Origin of the sequence: Polaribacter sp. Q13 (genome assembly GCF_016858305.2) — a bacterium.
Taxonomy (GTDB): Bacteria; Bacteroidota; Bacteroidia; order Flavobacteriales; family Flavobacteriaceae; genus Polaribacter.
Map to the genome: position 1 here is coordinate 3,345,489 of NZ_CP074436.1, position 19,396 is coordinate 3,364,884.

The 19,396-nt window shown below is 30.4% G+C and carries 20 protein-coding genes and 1 pseudogene; 11 read left to right on the plus strand and 10 right to left on the minus strand.

The window, feature by feature from the left end:
- The first annotated feature begins 109 nt into the window (after positions 1–109).
- The 6 genes from JOP69_RS14090 to JOP69_RS14115 all read left to right on the plus strand — a co-directional run bounded on the left by JOP69_RS14090 (position 110) and on the right by JOP69_RS14115 (position 5,213).
- On the plus strand, positions 110–1,078 hold the full coding sequence (locus JOP69_RS14090; protein WP_203393160.1) for a M23 family metallopeptidase: 969 nt from the start codon (positions 110–112) through the stop codon (positions 1,076–1,078).
- Positions 1,079–1,895: 817 nt separating this feature from the next.
- Positions 1,896–2,225, plus strand: coding sequence for a MerR family transcriptional regulator (locus JOP69_RS14095; RefSeq protein ID WP_203394793.1), 330 nt, complete (start codon positions 1,896–1,898; stop codon positions 2,223–2,225).
- Between the two features lie 118 nt (positions 2,226–2,343).
- Positions 2,344–2,955 (plus strand): LemA family protein, encoded by a 612-nt coding sequence (locus JOP69_RS14100; RefSeq protein WP_203394794.1) that lies wholly within the window; start codon positions 2,344–2,346, stop codon positions 2,953–2,955.
- A 1-nt stretch (position 2,956) separates the two neighbouring features.
- Positions 2,957–3,394 (plus strand): TPM domain-containing protein, encoded by a 438-nt coding sequence (locus JOP69_RS14105; RefSeq protein WP_203394795.1) that lies wholly within the window; start codon positions 2,957–2,959, stop codon positions 3,392–3,394.
- A gap of 47 nt (positions 3,395–3,441) precedes the next feature.
- Entirely contained in the window at positions 3,442–4,230 is a 789-nt protein-coding gene (locus JOP69_RS14110; RefSeq protein WP_203394848.1) for a YgcG family protein, read from the plus strand.
- A 137-nt stretch (positions 4,231–4,367) separates the two neighbouring features.
- Positions 4,368–5,213, plus strand: coding sequence for a hypothetical protein (locus tag JOP69_RS14115; protein ID WP_249989690.1), 846 nt, complete (start codon positions 4,368–4,370; stop codon positions 5,211–5,213).
- A 275-nt stretch (positions 5,214–5,488) separates the two neighbouring features.
- Here JOP69_RS14115 and JOP69_RS14120 read toward each other — a convergent pair whose 3' ends face one another.
- The 4 genes from JOP69_RS14120 to JOP69_RS14135 all read right to left on the minus strand — a co-directional run bounded on the left by JOP69_RS14120 (position 5,489) and on the right by JOP69_RS14135 (position 11,618).
- Positions 5,489–6,007, minus strand: a complete 519-nt coding sequence (locus JOP69_RS14120) for a DUF255 domain-containing protein (protein WP_203394797.1) — start codon at positions 6,005–6,007, stop codon at positions 5,489–5,491.
- Between the two features lie 196 nt (positions 6,008–6,203).
- Complete coding sequence (locus JOP69_RS14125) at positions 6,204–7,769, minus strand: peptide MFS transporter (protein WP_203394798.1); 1,566 nt, start codon at positions 7,767–7,769, stop codon at positions 6,204–6,206.
- A 75-nt stretch (positions 7,770–7,844) separates the two neighbouring features.
- Complete coding sequence (locus JOP69_RS14130) at positions 7,845–9,404, minus strand: peptide MFS transporter (protein ID WP_203394799.1); 1,560 nt, start codon at positions 9,402–9,404, stop codon at positions 7,845–7,847.
- A gap of 12 nt (positions 9,405–9,416) precedes the next feature.
- Positions 9,417–11,618 carry a S9 family peptidase gene (locus tag JOP69_RS14135; RefSeq protein ID WP_203394800.1) on the minus strand — a complete coding sequence of 734 codons (2,202 nt, stop codon included), beginning with the start codon at positions 11,616–11,618 and terminating at the stop codon, positions 9,417–9,419.
- A gap of 145 nt (positions 11,619–11,763) precedes the next feature.
- Here JOP69_RS14135 and JOP69_RS14140 point away from each other — a divergent pair.
- The 5 genes and pseudogenes from JOP69_RS14140 to JOP69_RS14155 form a co-directional block, all read left to right on the plus strand.
- Positions 11,764–13,032 (plus strand): annotated as a pseudogene (locus JOP69_RS14140) (hydroxymethylglutaryl-CoA reductase, degradative); the annotation flags it as partial.
- Positions 13,033–13,140: 108 nt separating this feature from the next.
- A complete protein-coding gene (locus tag JOP69_RS18845; RefSeq protein ID WP_368378388.1) occupies positions 13,141–13,491 on the plus strand; it encodes a DUF1569 domain-containing protein in 351 nt (116 codons plus the stop codon).
- A complete protein-coding gene (locus tag JOP69_RS14145; RefSeq protein ID WP_203394802.1) occupies positions 13,491–14,417 on the plus strand; it encodes a GYDIA family GHMP kinase in 927 nt (308 codons plus the stop codon). Before JOP69_RS18845 ends, JOP69_RS14145 begins: the two co-directional genes overlap by 1 nt.
- Before the next feature lie 55 nt (positions 14,418–14,472).
- Positions 14,473–15,684: an NAD(P)/FAD-dependent oxidoreductase gene (locus JOP69_RS14150; RefSeq protein WP_203394803.1), complete on the plus strand. Its 1,212-nt coding sequence runs from the start codon at positions 14,473–14,475 to the stop codon at positions 15,682–15,684.
- Between the two features lie 139 nt (positions 15,685–15,823).
- Positions 15,824–16,378 carry a thioredoxin family protein gene (locus tag JOP69_RS14155; RefSeq protein WP_203394804.1) on the plus strand — a complete coding sequence of 185 codons (555 nt, stop codon included), beginning with the start codon at positions 15,824–15,826 and terminating at the stop codon, positions 16,376–16,378.
- Positions 16,379–16,398: 20 nt separating this feature from the next.
- Here JOP69_RS14155 and JOP69_RS14160 read toward each other — a convergent pair whose 3' ends face one another.
- The 6 genes from JOP69_RS14160 to JOP69_RS14185 form a co-directional block, all read right to left on the minus strand.
- A complete protein-coding gene (locus JOP69_RS14160; RefSeq protein WP_203394805.1) occupies positions 16,399–16,782 on the minus strand; it encodes a VOC family protein in 384 nt (127 codons plus the stop codon).
- A gap of 276 nt (positions 16,783–17,058) precedes the next feature.
- Entirely contained in the window at positions 17,059–17,556 is a 498-nt protein-coding gene (locus tag JOP69_RS14165; RefSeq protein ID WP_203394806.1) for a hypothetical protein, read from the minus strand.
- Positions 17,557–17,666: 110 nt separating this feature from the next.
- The gene (locus JOP69_RS14170; protein WP_203394807.1) at positions 17,667–18,041 is read right to left on the minus strand and encodes a hypothetical protein; all 375 of its coding nucleotides are present in this window, start codon (positions 18,039–18,041) and stop codon (positions 17,667–17,669) included.
- Between the two features lie 99 nt (positions 18,042–18,140).
- Positions 18,141–18,374, minus strand: a complete 234-nt coding sequence (locus JOP69_RS14175; protein ID WP_203394808.1) for a hypothetical protein — start codon at positions 18,372–18,374, stop codon at positions 18,141–18,143.
- Positions 18,375–18,383: 9 nt separating this feature from the next.
- Positions 18,384–19,007 (minus strand): thiamine diphosphokinase, encoded by a 624-nt coding sequence (locus tag JOP69_RS14180; protein WP_249989666.1) that lies wholly within the window; start codon positions 19,005–19,007, stop codon positions 18,384–18,386.
- A gap of 44 nt (positions 19,008–19,051) precedes the next feature.
- Positions 19,052–19,387, minus strand: a complete 336-nt coding sequence (locus tag JOP69_RS14185; protein WP_203394810.1) for a hypothetical protein — start codon at positions 19,385–19,387, stop codon at positions 19,052–19,054.
- Between the last annotated feature and the right edge of the window lie 9 nt (positions 19,388–19,396).

Sequence of the window (19,396 nt, forward strand, 5' to 3'; positions counted from 1 at the left end):
ACTGCGAATAAAAAGCAGTTGTAAAACATTTTGTAATTTCGTAAATTAATAAAAATGAGTTTCAAATATAAAACTCACATTATAAAACAAAAATAGTATATTTAGCAATATGGCAAAAGTAAAATATTATTACGATGCAGACACGCTTTCTTACAGGAAAATTGCTGTAAATAAGGGTGATTACTATAAGAAAACTGTTTTCGGAGTTTTAGCTTTGCTTTTAACGGCTTTCTTTGGTTTTATTATTTTTAGTCAGTTTATTATGTCGCCAAGAGAGCGATCTCAAAAAAGAGAGTTAGAAAACTTAAAGTTGCATTATGAGTTGCTTTCTAAAAGAATGGATGAAAGTTCTTCTATTCTGGGGCAATTGCAAGTAAGAGATAATAATATATATAGAACTTATTTTGAAGCAAACCCTATTTCTGAAGAGCAAAGATCTGCAGGTTTTGGAGGTGTAAACAGATACAAATATTTAGAAGGTTTCGATAATACTAATATGATAACCGAGCTAACAAAAAATATAGATATACTTTCTAAAAAGTTAGTGGTACAATCTAAATCTTTAGATGAAATAGTAACTTTAGCAAAAGAAAAAGAAAAAATGTTGGCTTCTATTCCTGCAATTCAACCTGTTAAGATACAAGATTTAACAAGAATGGCTTCTGGCTATGGTATGAGAATGCATCCAATATTAAAGTACAAAAAGATGCATAAAGGTATGGATTTTACGGCGCGTGTTGGTACACCTGTTTATGCCACTGCAAACGGTAAAGTAATTAGAGCACAAAGAAGTAGTTCTTTTGGTAATGTTGTTTATATAGAACATGGTTATGGGTATGAAACCATTTATGCTCACATGAAAAAAATTGTAATTAAAAAAGGTAAAATCGTAAAAAGAGGAGATTTAATAGGTTATGTTGGTAATACCGGATTATCTGCTGGTCCACATTTACATTATGAAGTTCATAAAAATGGTGTAGCAGTAAATCCTATTAGTTTTTATTATGGAGATTTATCTCCAGAAGAGTTTTCTGCAATGCAAAAAGCAGCAGAAGAGGAAGGACAATCTTACGATTAAGGTTTTGTTTACAAAGAATAAACAAGAGATTAGATAATAGCGAAAAGACTAAATCTATGTTTTTTATGTGACTATTTGTTAGTTTTTTCAAAGTTTTAGAATCAAGAATCAAGAATCAAGAGTGAAAAGAGAAAAATAAATCTTTTAAAAAAGTTAATAAGTTTTAAGGAAATTCGAATTAGTATTACTAAGATTTTTTTTTTTCGAAATTTTACGAATACTGAAATACTGAATACTGAATACTGAATACTGAATACTGAATACTGAATACTGAATACTGAATACTGAATACTGAATACTGAATACTGAATACTGAATACTGAATACTGAATACTGAATACTGAATACTGAATACTGAATACTGAATACTGAATACTGAATACTGAATACTGAATACTGAATACTGAATACTGAATACTGAATACTGAATACTGAATACTGAATACTGAATACTGAATACTGAATACTGAATACTGAATACTGAATACTGAATACTGAATACTGAATACTGAATACTGAATACTGAATACTGAATACTGAATACTGAATACTGAATACTGAATACTGAATACTGAATACTGAATACTGAATACTGAATACTGAATACTGAATACTGACTGAATACTGAATACTGAATACTGAATACTGAATACTGAATACTGAATACTGAATACTGAATACTGAATACTGAATACTGAATACTACTGAATACTGAATACTGAATACTGAATACTGAATACTGAATACTGAATACTGAATACTGAATACTGAATACTGAATACTGAATACTGAATACTGAATACTGAATACTGAATATATGTACGTAGATTTACCAGAGAAAAGGTATTATAAAATAGGTGAAGTAGCTAACGCGTTTAACGTGAATACCTCTTTAGTTCGTTTTTGGGAAAAGGAGTTTGATATTATCAAGCCTAAAAAAAATGCTAAAGGAAATCGTTTATTTACCCAAGAAGATATTAAAAATTTTAAATTAATTTTTAGTCTTGTAAAAGAACGAGGTTTTACTTTAGAAGGAGCAAAACAAAAGCTTAAAAAAAATCCAGAATCTACTTTTGATCATCAAGAAATAATAACCCGTTTAGAAGGGGTTAAGGCAGAACTGATTAAAATTAAAAATCAATTGTAACATTTACTGTAATTGTGTGTCTAATTTGTAGGATAGACGCTTGTATTCTTTACATTCTCAAGAATATTAGGTAGTTTTGTAGTACAAAAAATCAATCAAAAATTAAAATTTAGAAATTATGAAAAAATGGTTAATTCCAGTAATAGTAATCCTTGTTGTTGTTTTCGGACTTTACAATTGGGGGAAAAACTTTAACAATACAGCTGTTGTTTTACAAGAAGATGCAAAAACAACATGGTCTAATGTAGAGAGTGCTTACCAACGTAGAAACGACTTAATTGGTAATTTGGTAAAAACAGTACAAGGAGCAGCAGATTTTGAAAAAGAAACGTTAACAGATGTTATTAATGCAAGAGCAAAAGCAACTTCTGTAAATATTAATGCAGGAGATTTAACTCCAGAAAAAATGGCGCAATTTCAACAAGCGCAATCTGGTTTAAGTGGTGCTTTATCTAAATTATTGGTTTCAGTAGAACGTTACCCAGATTTAAAAGCGAATGCAAACTTTTTAGAATTACAAAGCCAGTTAGAAGGTACAGAAAACAGAATTAACGTTGCTAGAGATCGTTTTAATGAAGGTGTAAATAATTATAATAAACACATTAAAGTGTTTCCAGGTTCTTTATTAGCAGGTCTGTTTAATTTTGATGCCATGGATCGTTATAAAGCAAACGCTGGTTCTGAAAATGCGCCTGATGTAAACTTCGATTTTAATAAGAAAAATCAATAATATGTCTAAAGTAGAAGCGTTTCTATCTCCAGAAGAAGAACAAGAAATTATTTCTGCTATTAGAGTTGCAGAGACAAATACTTCTGGCGAAATCCGTATTCATATTGAAGCTTCTTCAGAGAAGCAGCATGATGAACGAGCGTTAGAAGTATTTCACCTGCTAAAAATGAACAACACCAAAGATGATAATGCGGTATTGATTTACGTTGCCGTAAAAGATAAGAAGTTTGTTATTTATGGTGATAAAGGAATTAACAAAGTAGTACCTACAGATTTTTGGAATAGTACCAAAGATGTAATGCAAAATCATTTTAAACAAGGTGATTTTAAACAAGGAATTGTTGACGGAATCTTAAAGGCAGGAAAAGAACTACAAGTTCATTTTCCTTGGCAAATTGATGATGAAGATGAACTTTCTAATGAAATTTCTAAAGGATGAGTAATTTAGTAGGCAGTATTCGGTTGGCAGTTTTTAGTAGGAAATTGATGTTATTTGCAATTCTTTTTTGTGGAATAAATCTTTTTTCTCAAGGATATAAAATTCCCGAAATTCCAAAATTTCAAACTAGTGTTTACGATTATGTAGGATTATTAACTGCAGACCAAAAAACAAGTCTAGAAAGTAAATTAGTACAGTATTCAGACACTACATCTACACAAATTGTAATTGCAATTATAGCATCCACCGAAGGTGAAAATATTAATTATTTAGCTGCTAATTGGGGAGAGAAATGGGGTATAGGTGATGCGGTTAAAGACAATGGTATTTTAATGTTATTGGCAAAAGATGATCGAAAAATTGCCATTCAAGCAGGTAGAGGAACAGAGCATCTTTTAACTGATTTTCTATCTAAAAGAATTATTGAAAGAATTATAATTCCGGAGTTTAAAAAAGGAGATTATTATAGTGGTTTAGACAAAGGATCTGATTATATTTTTAAAACATTAAATGGCGAATTCAAAGGAACACGTCAAAAAGATGCCGAAGGGTTTGATCCTGGAGTTATCATTTTTATTATTATAGTGATCATCATTTTTATTTTAATTTCTAGAGGAAATAAAAATAACGGAAAAGGTGGCAGAGGTTATAGAAGAGGTTCTGTTGCAGAAAGTATTTTCGATGCCATTATTTTAAGTAACGCCGGTAGAGGCGGCGGAAGCTTTGGTGGCGGATTTGGAGGCTCTTCTGGTGGAGGTAGTTTTGGCGGAGGCGGCTTTGGTGGCGGTTTCGGTGGAGGTAGTTTTGGTGGAGGTGGCGCTTCTGGAGGTTGGTAGAAAAGCGAGTTTCCTTTTTTTTTTGAAGGATATATAAACCGTATTACATAAAAGAATAAATAGATATTAAACCCTTCAGATTTTATAAAACTTGAAGGGTTTCTTTATTAAAGTATTAATTATAGATTTTAGCATTGATGAAAAAAATAGTTGCAATTTTTAGTTTTCTGTTCTTAGTTAGTTGTCAGAATTTTGGTAGTTTAAAACTTATTTCAGACTTAGCTAAAGACTTAGGAGAAGTTTCTGGTACAGAAGTGGTTGCTAACTCTAATTTAATTTGGATGCTAAATGATAGCGGAAACAAACCTAGAATTTATGGGGTTTCGGAGAGTGGGAAGATTATAAAAGAGATTACTATAAAAGCTAAAAATAACGATTGGGAAGATTTAACTTCTGATGAAGAAGGAAACCTCTATATTGGTGATTTTGGAAACAACGATAGTAAAAGAAAAAATTTAGTTATTTTAAAAGTAAAACAGAAAGATTTAAACAGTTCTAAAAAAATTGAAATAGAAAAAATTAAGTTTTCATATCCAAATCAAACGAAGTTTCCACCTAAAAAGAAACAACTTTTTTTTGATGCTGAATCTTTTTTCTACTATAACAATTCATTTTATATTTTTACTAAAAGTAGAGTAAAAAATGAGTTTGGTAAAACCTCTTTGTATCGAATTCCGGCTAAGGAAGGAAAACATGAAGCAGTATTTATTTCTGAATTTAATAATGGTAACGATATGGATTCTTGGATTACTTCTGCAGATATTTCTAAGGATGGAAGTAAAGTAGCGTTGTTATCTCCAGCTGCGGTTTTAATTTTTACAGATTACAAAAACGATGATTTTTTATCTGGAAAACTAACAAAAACACCTTTAAATCATCTATCACAAAAAGAAGGAATTGCTTTTAAAAATAACAGTACATTATTAATTACCGATGAAAAAGCACATGGAGCTGGCGGTAATTTTTATGAACTTAAAATATAGTTTCATTTCTAAACCCCGTAACGCTCTTTTAATTTATCTACTAAATTAGTAGTGGTGTTGTTGTATGTAATATCTACAGCTTCGATAATGGGTTTTCTGCTCTTAATTTAGATGCTTTTTATAAATAAGTTTCTATAATAGCAGGTCCTATTAAATAAGAAAGTATACATTTTAGTGTCCTTTCTTGTTTTTTAGATTAGATTTCTACTATATCAGAAATACGAAAACCAAAAATAATGTATAAATAGGGTGGTTTTATTTTTGGTAACCAGTGTTTACAAGTTACTTTTAAAATCTTTTATAAACTCGTCCCATTTCTTTGTTTTGTATAATTCATCAGAAAAATAGACTAATACTTTTTCCATCACTTCTTTATTTAAATAGCCCGGAATTCTATCTATTAACTCTACTTCTTCAGACAAAAATAAGGTAGTAGGATACGACATTTTTCCATTCATTAAAGTAGCTGCTAGTTGATGATAACCACGCCTTCCTTCTTTTTGAAACTTAAACGTATGATCATTAAAAACAATATCTTTTTTGTCTTCACCATCTAGTTTAACGGCATAAAAGTTTTTATTTATATACTCGCCAATTGTTATATTAGAATAGGTGTTGAGGTCCATTTTTTTACAATAGCCACACCAATCCGTATATACATCTACTATAATAGGTTTCGGGTTCTTTTTGTTTAATTCAATAGCTTCTTCAAAACCAAGCCATTTAATATTTTCTTGTGCATAAGTATTTATATAAAATATCGAAATTGCAATGAGTAATATCTGTTTTTTCATGCTTAATAAGTCGTAATAATTTGGTCTAATTTACAAAAAAAAAGGTTGTCTAAAAAGTATTAAATCTTGTCATACTTCACTTGTTTCAGTATTTAAATTTACTGAATTTCAGTACTCTTAAGAATCTAAAATAAATTTAGATTGACAAAAAACTCACTTTTTAGACAGCCTCTTTCATTATATATTTCTGTGAAGTTTATTTTACTCCGTGCATTAATTTTTTAAATAAAGGTGTTAAGCTCATTACTAAAAGACCTGCAATTATAGGTACAAAAGTAAATATTAAAAAGAAAGTACTCATAGAGTATTTAGTTGTTATTTCATCAATCATTCCTCCCATAGAACCAGCTAATTTATTACCCATACCAACGGCAATATACCAAAGACCAAACATCATTGCTATCATTTTTCCGGGTACTAATTTAGATACATAAGACAAACCAACTGGAGATAAACTTAACTCACCTAAAGTGTGAAGTAAATATGCTAAAATTAGCCAAATAACACTAACAGATGCTGTTTTTGCACCTTGAGGAATACTAGCAGAGCCATAAGCTAAGACTAAGAAACCTAATCCTAATAGTATTAATCCAACACCGAATTTTATAGTTGCAGGTGGATTGTATTTGCTTTCCCAAATTTTAGAAAATAATGGAGCAAATGTTATAATAAAGAATGAATTTAAAATACCAAACCAAGAAGCAGGTATTTCCGTAGAAACTTCACTAAACTGGTTTTTTAGCATTGTAATTACGATAATCCAAATTATAGCAAAACTAATACCTAAAAAAGTATTTGATAAAGCGTATTTTTTAAAGGTTATTTTAAACAAACTAAATAAAACATAAGTAATAATAATTAACGGAACAATCGTAAGTAGTGTATTTGCTATTCTAAAAACAGTAGCAGCACTACCTTCTAGCACTCTATTAGTATAATCTTTAGCAAAAATAGTCATAGAACCACCAGCTTGTTCAAATGCAGCCCAAAAGAAAATAGTAAAAAATGCTAAAATACCAACAACAATATATCGGTCTCTTTGCACATTATTTGGTACATCGTCATAACTTTTTTCATCTTTGTTAATTGCATCAGATAAATCAGCTACTTTACTAGGTTTTAGACCAACATTACCAAAAATACTTTGCGCAAAATAAAATTGTAACATTCCTAAGAACATAAAAATACCCGCTAAACCAAAACCAAAATGCCAACCATAGGTTTCACCTACATAACCACAAAGCATAATCCCTAAAAAAGCACCAGCATTTACACCCATATAAAAAATAGTAAAGGCTCCATCTTTTTTGTCTTGAGCATTTATATAAATACCATTAATGATTGAAGTAATATTTGGTTTAAAAAACCCATTTCCTGCAATTAATAAACCAATACCTACATATAAGGCCCAAGGAGTATCAAATGCCATGGATGCATGTCCAAGTGTCATTAATAAAGCTCCTATAACAACGGCATTTCTGTAACCCAAAATCCTATCGGCTAATATTCCTCCAATAATAGGGGTAAAGTACACCAACATGGTGTAAGTACCGTATAAACCTAAAGCTTCTTCTCTGCTCCAAGCCCAACCTCCATCTGTTAAAGATGAAATTAAAAAAATAACTAATAATGCCCGCATTCCATAGTATGAAAAACGTTCCCACATTTCTGTGAAAAATAAAATAAATAAACCTGCGGGATGTCCTAGCAGTAATTTATTGTTCATTTCTGAACCTTCAAATCTGTATTTAGCTGTATTCATGTAAAAAAATTAAATTTATTTAAGAATAACAAATCTCATTAAGATATAGTGTATGAAGTTTGTTATTTTGTTTTATTAATTATCGGCTAATTCGAAACCTTCGTTGTCCTCCATTTTTGTTCCCTCGTTATCTTCTGCTCCATGCGTTAAACGTTTTAGAGGTTTCAGTAAAGCAATAACGATCAATCCAAAAATTACGGTAAAAACTACGATTCCTGTAAAAATGGTGTATTCTCCAAACTGAGCTGATTTTTCACCTAAAATACCTGCTACTTTTCCTCCAAGCCCAGTAGCGGCAAAATATAATCCCATCATTAATGATGCATATTTTACGGGTGCTAATTTGGTAACAAATGATAAGGATACAGGAGATGAAGATAATTCTCCAATGGTATGAAATAGATAAGCAAGAATTAACCATTGCATTCCAGAACTACCATTAGCCTCATACTCTCTTACGGCTAAGATCATAAAGACAAAACCTAGTCCCATGATAATAGTTCCTGTTGCCATTTTAAACAATGAGGATGCTTCTTTATTATTAAGTTTTCTTTTTGCCCAAATATTTGCAATCCAAACTGCGAACAAAATAATAAAACCAGCATTTAATCCTTGAAACATTGGTGTTGGTATTAAATAACCAAATAACATTCTATCTGTTTTCTGCTCTGTATAAACACTCATTAATCCTCCTGCTTGTTCAAATGCTCCCCAGAAAACAACCACTAATAGAAATGATAATAAAAGAACTAAGAATCTATCTTTCATAATTTTTGACTCTAAATCTTTATAAATCATCATTAGAAGTCCTATAACAAAAGATAAAAAGACAAAAAGAGCACCGTAACCCCAATGATCAACACCTTCTTTAGTATATCCAACATATAATGATATGATAATTAAAACGGTCATAATCCCTAAGTGTATAGGCGATTTAAAAATATTACCAAATACTTTCCCTATAGAAACATCATTTTCTTTTTCTTTAACAGACATTTTATTACCTACATGAGTAATAAATTTTTGGCCCCAAATATATACAAGTAAACCAAGAATCATGGCAATTCCTGCAAGACCAAATCCTGCATGCCATCCCCACTTAGCAACAACTAAACCTATAAAGGTAGTTGCTAACAAAGAGCCTAAGTTAATACCGATATAAAAAATACTAAATCCTTTATCTCGTCTTATATCTCCTTTTTGATATAGACCTCCAACCATTGTAGAAATATTAGGTTTTAAACACCCAACTCCGGCAATAATGAATAATAAACCAGTAAAAAATGCCCAATCAGCTTCAATAGCTAGAACACCATGTCCTATTGATAATAATATAGCTCCTAACATTACAGTCTTTTTTTGCCCCAACACTTTGTCTGCTAGTATTCCTCCTGGAATAGATATAAGATACACCAACATTACATACCAACCATATAATTGATAGGCCTCAAGTTCAGTCCATTCTAAACCAGGACCATTCACATTTGAGGCTTGTGCAATCATGTAAATAACTAATATAGAGCGCATTCCGTAATAAGAAAAGCGTTCCCACATTTCTGTAAAAAATAATATATATAAACCTACAGGATGTCCAAATAGTTCTTTTTGGTGTGGTAGTTTAGCGGTATTACTCATATAATTATTCTTTTATTTAGTTGATTTGTTACTTAAATTTTCGTCGATAAAGTTAGTCATTTTTGTGAACAAATTTAAACGAGTATTTCTTCCTTTATAAATTCCGTGTGTTCTGTCTGGTACAATAAACATATCAAACTGTTTATTGGCTTCAATTAAAGAGTTTATCATTCTATAAGAGTTTTGTACATGTACATTATCATCACCAGTTCCATGCACCAATAAGTATTTTCCTTTTAATTTTTCTGCATAGTTTATTGGTGAATTATCATCATAACCACTAGCATTTTCTTGCGGAGTTTGCATATAACGTTCTGTATAAACAGAATCGTAAAAACGCCAAGAAGTAACAGGTGCGACCGCAATAGCTGTAGTAAAAATGTCATTTCCTTTTAAAATACAGTTTGTACTCATAAAACCACCAAAAGACCAACCCCAAATACCAACGTTGTTTTTGTCGATATAAGAACGTGCTGCTAATTTTTTAGCCGCAGCAATTTGATCTTCAACTTCATATTTACCCAATTCTTTTTGAGTCACTTTTTTAAAGTCAGCACCTTTAAAACCAGTTCCGCGTCCATCAACACAAACCACAATAATTCCTTTTTGAGCTAACATATTGTGCCAGTAATCATTGCTACCGTTCCAAGTATTTCCAACTTGTTGAGAACCTGGACCAGAATATTGAAACATTAATAAAGGATATTTCTTATTAGCATCAAAGTCTAACGGTTTCACCATCCACATGTTTAAATCGTTTCCGTTAATGTTGATGGTAGAAAATTCTTTCGGACTCATCTTATACGTTGATAGTCTTTCTTTTAAAGCATCATTACTTTTGATCACCTTTAACATTTTTCCTTTAGCAGTGTATAAAGAATAAATAGGTGGTGTTTCTGCTGATGAATACGTATTGATAAAGTAGTTTAAATTTTTACTGAAAGCAGCCGTGTTTTGCCCGTCTTTATTACTTAATAAGCTTTTATGTTTTCCGTTTAAATTAATGGAATAAACACCTCTATTGATAGATCCATTTTCTACAGATTGATAATAAATAGTTTTTTTACTTTCGTTAAAACCATAATAGTTGGTTACTTCCCAATTTCCTTTTGTAATCTGGTTGATTAGTTTTCCACTGAAATCATAATGATAAATATGGTTGTAACCATCTTTTTCGCTAGTCCAAATAAAACTGTTATCGGCTAAAAAAGTAAGATTGTCTGTAATATCAATATATGCTTTGTCCGTTTCGTTAAGTAATAAAGTAGTATTAGCTTGTGCAGCATTCACTTTATATAAGTTTAAATTATTTTGATGACGATTTAAAGTAGTTGCCACTAAAACATCTGCATCCTTAGACCATTTAATTCTAGGAATATATTCGTAATCACCTAAAGAAATTTTCTTAGTATTTTTTGATGCAAGTGTATACATGTGTAATGTTACAGCTGCATTTTTTTCTCCTGCTTTTGGGTATTTAAAAACTTGTTGTGTTGGGTATAATTGGGTGCCAACAATATCCATAGAAAAAGTAGGGACATTTGTTTCATCAAAACGTAAAAATGCTAAATGAGTTCCGGTTTTATTCCATTCAAAAGCTCTTACAAAAGCAAATTCTTCTTCATAAACCCAATCTGTAATTCCGTTGATGATTTCATTTATTTTTCCATCCGTAGTAACTTGAGTAATTTTGTTTGAAGCTACATTTTTAATAAAAATATTATTATCTTTTGCATAGGCTACATTTTTATTATCAGGAGAAAAAACAGGTTCTTGAATATCCTCTCCAATTAACGTCAATTCTTTAGAAGCAATATCATAGGCATAATAAGTTCCTTTCTTAGAATGACGATAAATTTGCTGGAAGTTAGTACCTAAAATTAGTTTTGTTTCATCATTATTAAAACTATAAGAAGAGAAACTATTTAGCCCTTTTAAATCTGCACTATTTACAATTGTTTCAACTTTTTCTAAAGTTTTATAGCTGTATTTGTCTACTGTTACCGATCTTGTTAATCTATTAAAATCTAAAACCGCATAAAAATCGCCATTCATAGAGTTTAAAGAATTCATTCTTTCTGCAGAAAACGTTCCGTTCCAGATTTCTTCTAATGTAATTTCTTTTTTGTTTAATGTTTGATTTGCATTTTGCTGTGAAAATGCTATACAACTAATTAATAGTAGAATAGTTGTTAGTGTTACTCCTTTTCTCATTGTAGACCTTGGGATTTGATAAAAGTTTGCCAAGTTTACGGAAAAATCCATAAAAAATATCTTAAAAAAGGAGAAAACTTAGATATCCCTTAATGTTTTAACAGTTTCACTTATCTTTGTTGCTGATAGTTTTATACCCAAATGAATGAGCAAACTTATTTCTGGTTTTTCTAAGTTAACGAAAGATGAAAAGATTACGTGGTTAACTGAAAATTATTTCCATAATAAACACGAAACAGAAGAAATTATAAAACAGTATTGGAATGACAATAGTGATTTACAACAATTACACGATGATTTTATAGAAAATACAATTTCTAATTTCTACATGCCTTTTGGTATTGCACCAAATTTTGTAATTAATAATAGAACTTATGTGATTCCTATGGTTGTAGAAGAAAGCTCTGTGGTTGCTGCAGCTTCTTTGGTAGGTAAGTTTTGGAGCACCAGAGGTGGTTTTAAAACGAAGGTTATTGGTACTACTAAAATTGGGCAAGTCCATTTTATGTATGCAGGAGATAAAAGGGAACTTGAATCGTATTTTAATAAAAATAAAACGGAATTATTTGCCGCAACGGCTTCCATTACTAAAAATATGGAAAAACGTGGCGGTGGAATTTTAGATATAAAATTAGTTGATAAAACTGATAAATTAGAAAATTATTACCAACTGCATGCAACCTTTGAAACGAAAGATTCAATGGGTGCAAATTTTATAAACTCTTGTTTAGAAGCCATTGCTAAAAAGTTTGAAAAAGACGATGTAGAAATTGTAATGAGCATTCTTTCTAACTATGTTCCAGAATGTTTAGTAAGAGCAGAAGTGAGTTGTACAATTGAAGAATTGGGAGGCGAAAACCCACAGAAATTTGCAGAGAAATTTTACCAAGCAATAAAAATTGCAGAAATAGAACCTTATAGAGCGGTAACGCATAACAAAGGAATAATGAACGGAATTGATGCTGTTGTTTTGGCAACAGGTAACGATTTTAGAGCGGTGGAAGCCGGTGTACATGCCTACGCTTCAAGATCCGGACAATATTCTAGCTTGTCTCATTGTACTATTGATGATGGGATTTTTAAATTTTGGATTGAAATTCCGTTAGCTCTAGGAACTGTTGGTGGTTTAACAGGTTTACATCCATTAGCAAAATTATCGTTAGAAATGTTGCAAAAACCATCTGCTAGAACTTTAATGCAAATTATGGCAGCAGCAGGTTTGGCACAGAACTTTGCAGCCTTAAGAGCTTTAACTACTAAGGGAATTCAGCATGGACACATGAAAATGCATTTGCAGAATATCTTAAATCAATTTAATGCTACAGAAGAAGAAAAAGAAATAGTTACTGCTTTTTTTGATAAAAAAACGGTGACACATTCTGCAGTGGTAGAAAAAATAGATGAGTTACGGAAACCGACCATTAATTGGATTGATTTTTTTGATAAAAATTTGGTACGTTCTAAATTATCTAAGATTGATGAAAACTCAAAACCACTTTTCGGTAAGATGAATGGGCAACAAATGATAGAACATTTAAGCTTTTTATTACAAATTTCTAATGGCAAAGTAGCTGCAGATTATTATGTTTCTGATGAAAAATCAGCAAGAAGAAAACCTTTTTTAAATACAGAAGGTGAATTGCAAGTAGGATTTAAAGCACCTCTGTTGTCTGAAGAACCAAATGCCTTAAAATTTAATTCTGTGGGTAAAGCAATAAAGGATTTATTCATTCAAATAGATGCTTTTAAAATTCATTTTGAAACAGCTAAAGCTGAAAATCATCCATTTTTTGGAGAATTAGATTATGCTTATTGGCAAAAATTTCATGTAAAACATTTTACACATCATTTTAAACAATTTGGATTGGTATAATGAATTTTTATTCAAACGGAAAATTATTATTAACAGGAGAATATCTTGTTTTAGATGGCGCAAAATCTTTGGCAATTCCAACTAAATTTGGACAAGATTTAGTCGTGGAAAGAATAAAAGAACCAGAGATTATTTGGGGGAGTTTTACACATACAGGAGAATGTTGGTTTGAGGCTGTTTTCGATTTAAAAAAACTACGTTTGAAAAATTGTACCTTCAAATCTGATAAAGAAGGAAGCGGAGAAGTAATTGCCGAAACGTTGTTAGATATTTTAAAAGAAGCTAAAAACTTAAATCCAGATTTTTTAGCAGCAGAAAACGGATATGTTGTAAAAACAAACCTTACATTTCCAAGAAATTGGGGATTAGGAACTTCATCAACATTAATAAATTCTGTTGCTTCTTGGGCAAAAGTAGATGCTTTTAAATTATTATGGAATTCCTTTAAAGGAAGTGGTTATGATATTGCTTGTGCACAAAATGATATGCCAGTTTTTTATCAAATTAAGGATAAAGAACCTATCGTTGAACCAATTGAATTCAACCCGAGTTTTAAAGAGAATTTGTTTTTTGTACATTTAAATCAGAAACAAGATTCTAAAGAAGGAATTGCAAAGTTTAGAGAAAGCAATATCAATTTTGATAAAGAAATAAAAAGAATTTCAGAAATTTCTGATGCATTTTTAAAAATAAAATCATTAGAAGAATTCGAAAAATTAATAGTTGAGCATGAACAAATTATCAGTTCAATTATAAAACTAAAAACAGTTAAAGAAAAATTGTTTCCAGATTATTTTGGAGCGATAAAAAGTTTAGGAGCTTGGGGAGGAGATTTTGTGTTAGTAACAGGAAATCCAGAAACACCAAGCTATTTTAAAAATAAAGGATTTGAAACCATATTGACTTACAGTCAGATGGTTTTATAAACTCACATAAGACCTCACAGGTTTTAAAAACCTGTGAGGTGTCAAAATAAAAAACATGAAAAAAGTAATAATTATTGGAGGTGGAGCAGCAGGATATTTTACAGCGATAAACGCAAAAGAAAATAATCCTGAATTAGATATTACGATTCTCGAAAAAGGGAATGATGTTTTACAGAAAGTAAAAATTTCTGGAGGTGGAAGATGTAATGTTACGCATGCATGTTTTGAACCAAAAGAACTCTGCGAGTTCTATCCAAGAGGAAAAAAAGAATTGTTAGGGCCTTTTCACCAGTTTATGACAGGCGACACTTTTGAATGGTTTGAAAATAGAGGAGTTCCTTTAAAAATAGAAGATGATAATCGTGTTTTTCCGGAAGCAAATACCAGTCAGGCAATTATAGATTGCTTTCAAAACGCTGTTGATAACTTAGGAATTAAAGTGTTGACAAACTGTGGTGTAAATTCGGTTTCTCAACAAGATAATAAATGGGTTATCAACACAAAAGAACAAGTTTTTGAAGCTGATAAATTAGTAATCGCTGCAGGAAGTTCTAAAAAAGTGTGGGAATTGTGTGAGACTTTAGATCACGCTGTTGTTGAGCCTGTTCCGTCTTTGTTTACATTTAATATAAATGATAAACGTTTGGTAGATTTATTAGGGACTTCTGTGTCAAATGCTACGGTTACCATTTCTGGAACAAAATTAGAGGCTTCCGGACCGTTATTAATTACCCATTGGGGAATGAGCGGGCCAGCGGTTTTAAAATTATCCGCCTTTGGCGCAAGAATTTTAGCGGATAAAAACTATCAATATAACGTAGAAGTAAATTGGTTGTCTAGACCAACGGATAAAGTATTGAATGTTTTGTTGAATTTAAAAAAGAAAGAACCTAGAAAAACAGCTATTTTAAAATCGCCTTTTGCTGAGGTTTCTAAAAGATTATGGGAACGTTTTGTAATTGCAGCAGGCATAAGTGCAACTCAGAATTGGGCAGATTTAAATAACGCTCAATTAGAAGGTTTAGCAAATCAATTGACAAAAGGTGTTTTTAACGCAAACGGAAGAACTACTTTTAAAGACGAATTTGTAACCGCTGGAGGGGTAGATTTAAAGGAAATAAACTTTAAACGTTTTGAAAGTAGAAAACATAAAAACCTCTTTTTTGTAGGTGAAGTTTTAAATATTGATGCTGTTACTGGAGGATTTAATTTCCAGAATGCGTGGACAGGAGGTTTTATTTGTGCGAACGCTTTGGCAGAAGATTAATACAGTATAAAATTTATAATCGTGTCATTCCGAATGAGGAACGAAGAAGAATCTTATCGATTGGGTGAGATTCCTCAATCGCCTAAAAAGGCTTATTTCGGAATGATAAACTAACGACTAAAAACTAAGAACTATTCTAATGGCAAGAGCAGAATCTAACGAGTTTAAAAACGGAACAAAAGCACCCGATTTCAATTTATTAAATACGGTTGATAATACTTTTCTTTCGCTCGAAAATGCAAAAGGAGAAAAGGGAACGGTAATTATGTTTATTTGTAATCATTGTCCGTTTGTAATTCATGTAAATGCGGAGTTGGTAAAAATGGCGAATGATTATCAGCAAAAAGGAATTAATTTTATAGCTATAAGTGCTAATGATGTGGATAATTATCCGCAAGATTCACCTGAATTAATGAAGCAGCTTGCCAAGGATGAAAACTATCCTTTTCCTTATTTGTATGATGAAACTCAAGATGTAGCAAAAGCGTATGACGCTGCTTGTACGCCTGATTTTTATGTGTTTGACAACAATTTAGAAGCCGTGTATCATGGTCAATTAGATAACTCAAGACCAGGAAATGGAAAACCTGTTACAGGAATTGATTTACGTAATTCTCTAGACAATTTATTAGAAAATAAATCTGCAGTAGAAAATCAAAAACCAAGTATGGGTTGTGGAATAAAGTGGAAGTAGTTTTGCTTTAATCAAAATTGTTAAATAGCATCATTTACTTCAATCCAATACCCATTTGGGTCTTGAAAATACACTTGTTTAATACCATCGTTTCTAACGTAATCTTTATTAGGTGTACCTAGCCAATCAGAATACTCTATTTTTAATTCTTTTAAATGCGTTACAAATGAATCTATATTTACGGTTGTTAAAGCAAAATGAACGGCTTTGTTCGTTTTTATTTCGGCATCTGGACGCGGAATTATGTGAAGCTGTTTACCTTCTCCAAGTGATAACCATCTAGTTTTAGAATTAGAAGCAGTATTCTTAATTTCTTTAAGTTGCAGTACTTTTTGATAAAAGGCAATAGATATATCTACGTCTTTAACAGAAATGGCTATGTGATTGAATACGAAAGTATGCATTTATAAAAGTTTATTATTTTGATTTAATAGGAGCAAACTTAAGGGTTAAAAAAGTAAATAATTTAATTTTTAAGGTTTCCAAATTAATAATAGCAAGACTAATTTTTAGATGAAATAGATAAGAGATGTATTTATTATTAAAATGTATTTTTTTGAAAACGGATTTTATAGAATAAGAAATTAAAAGGTATTAATACTAATTACGCCTAAAAAAAAAAGAATCTTACGCGCTAATTTTTAGTTAGTATGTAAGATTCTTTCTTGTTTTTAAGATGTTTATGCTGCTTTACTTTGCAGTTTAGTACTAAGAAGATTGCCAATTAGTTTATTCCATTTTTCTATAACATCGAACTCGTTAACTGGTTGAAAGCTAATATCAGAATTGTAGAATTCTAGGATAACGTTCGGTTTATTTTTATCAATAGCATTCAATTTTAAATTTAATTTATCCAGTGTTGTTTCGTTCTTTCCTAAAGATTTACTGATATTACTAATTTCACAACTTTTAATAGTTGTAAGATCTACATATTGAAGATTATTTTTTTCTTTTGTTTTTTGTAGAAAAGAAATGGCATTTTTAGATTCATCTATACCAATGGCGTAATGTTCTCCAATTTCATGATTTGTAATTTCAGAATTATGCTCTTTTGCAAAATCTTTAAGTAAGTCTAATAACTCTTTTTCTTTTTTCTTTTTGTTTTTATTTGTTAGTACAAAAGGTAATGCACATATTACTATACAAATAATTCCTATAATGATTGTTCCTAAATCCATGTTGTGTTTTTTTAATTTTTTGATATACTAATTTTTATATGAGGCGGTAAATCGCAACATATCAATACTTTAATTAACTACGTAAAAGGTAGTTTTAATAAAGAGAAGTATTACCAAAAATTATGGAAAGGAAATATAAGATCAGATTTTCGGTGTCTGATTCGAGTAGTATTTAAGTAATTTTTATACTGTTTAAACTTAGAATTAAACTCTAGTTTATTAGAATACGTAATTGTCAAAAAATCGTCTGAAGACAATTGAAAACTAGGTAATGAAAACTCAGTAAGCTCAGAAATTGAATTTTCTGATTGTTGTGTGTGAGTGTAAAATACTTTAGAAGCAGTTTCTAAATACGTAGCCTTTTCCTTATTTTCAGCAACATTATGCGTGTTAAAATAAGATGACGTATTTGCAGAAAGGTACATCCCAGAACAATAAATTGAAATGAGTAATAGTACTTTTAGAATTTGGTGTTTCTGCTTCATTATTTCTTTGTCTAAAGACTTAGACGGTACAAACTTAGTTTTTTTTATTTTAGGATGTTTAAAAAGTTTGTTTATTATGATTTTTTTAAGAAAACAAAATCACCCAACTTCTCCACGATGCGGTTTTAAAGCATCTCTATAAATTTTCATATCTTTTTCGGCAACAGTAATAAAAGCAGCAAACAACATTGGGTTCTTTTCTTCAATATCAATTTCAAAGAACGTTAAGTTTTCTATTTCTGCAAATTCTTTTAAATGAATGGTATGATGTTTTGCTGTTTGTGCTGCATCTGGACCTCTAAAATCCCACAATAATTTTATTTTTCTAGACATTTATTTGTTTTAATGGTTGATGAAAATGAATAACTCACCACTTTCAAAATTAATTTTAATCTGGTTATTAGTTGCTTTGTTTCTTGTACCAATTCGTTCTCCGAAAGATAAATCTTCTTTTTTTAAAGGATATTGCAATCCTTCTGTAGTAATATTTATTGCTTTAGGGAAAGGAACCAAAGAAACTATTTTATCGTTACAATTAGTAATTTTGGTGCTTTTATCAGCTAAAAAATAACGACTATAATCATCAAAAAAAGTAAGCTGCAATTTGTTTTTCCACTGAATTGTTGTGTGCAAGTTTCCTAAAAAATGATCTTGTTCTTGTCCGCTTCCACCATAAATATCAATGTTTTTAAAACCTTTATCAAATAGAATTTGAAGAATTTTATCAAAATCTGTAAAATCTTGATTCGGAGTATGAATAACTTCTATGTCTTTTGGTAAATTTTCTAAAGAATCAAAATCGCCACTAATAAAATTGGGTTTAATATTGTTTTCTTTTAAATATTTATAAGCTCCATCTGTAGCACAAATAATTTCATATTTGTCTAAATCAGGGAGTGTTTTTGGTGGTTTTCCGTTTAAAAGTAAAAAGACATTTCCTTTTTTCATGGATACAAAAATACCCATTTCAAAATTAATGAAATGGGTGTTTTGAAAGTGATTATTAAGGTTTATTTTTCTTTTATAATAAGTCCGATTATTCCTAATCTAGCAATTAAAAAAATTGTCATACCAATTATTGTTGGTGTTATAGCAAATTTTAAACCTATTCCTAGAACTCCAGCTGATGAGTCTGTAGCAATTGCAACTACTTCGAATATCCAAAACAATTCTTGAAAAAGACATCCAAATCCAAAAACTAAAGCAAATAGGCTTGCTCCTTTAACAAGTTCTCTGTTTTTCTGTGTATTATTTTTAATGCTTTTTATAAGTAAAATGATAGTAATAATAAAAATGATAAATAATGGGATTATAAATAAAGGATCTCCGTTTGTGATTGTTTCCATAGTATATGT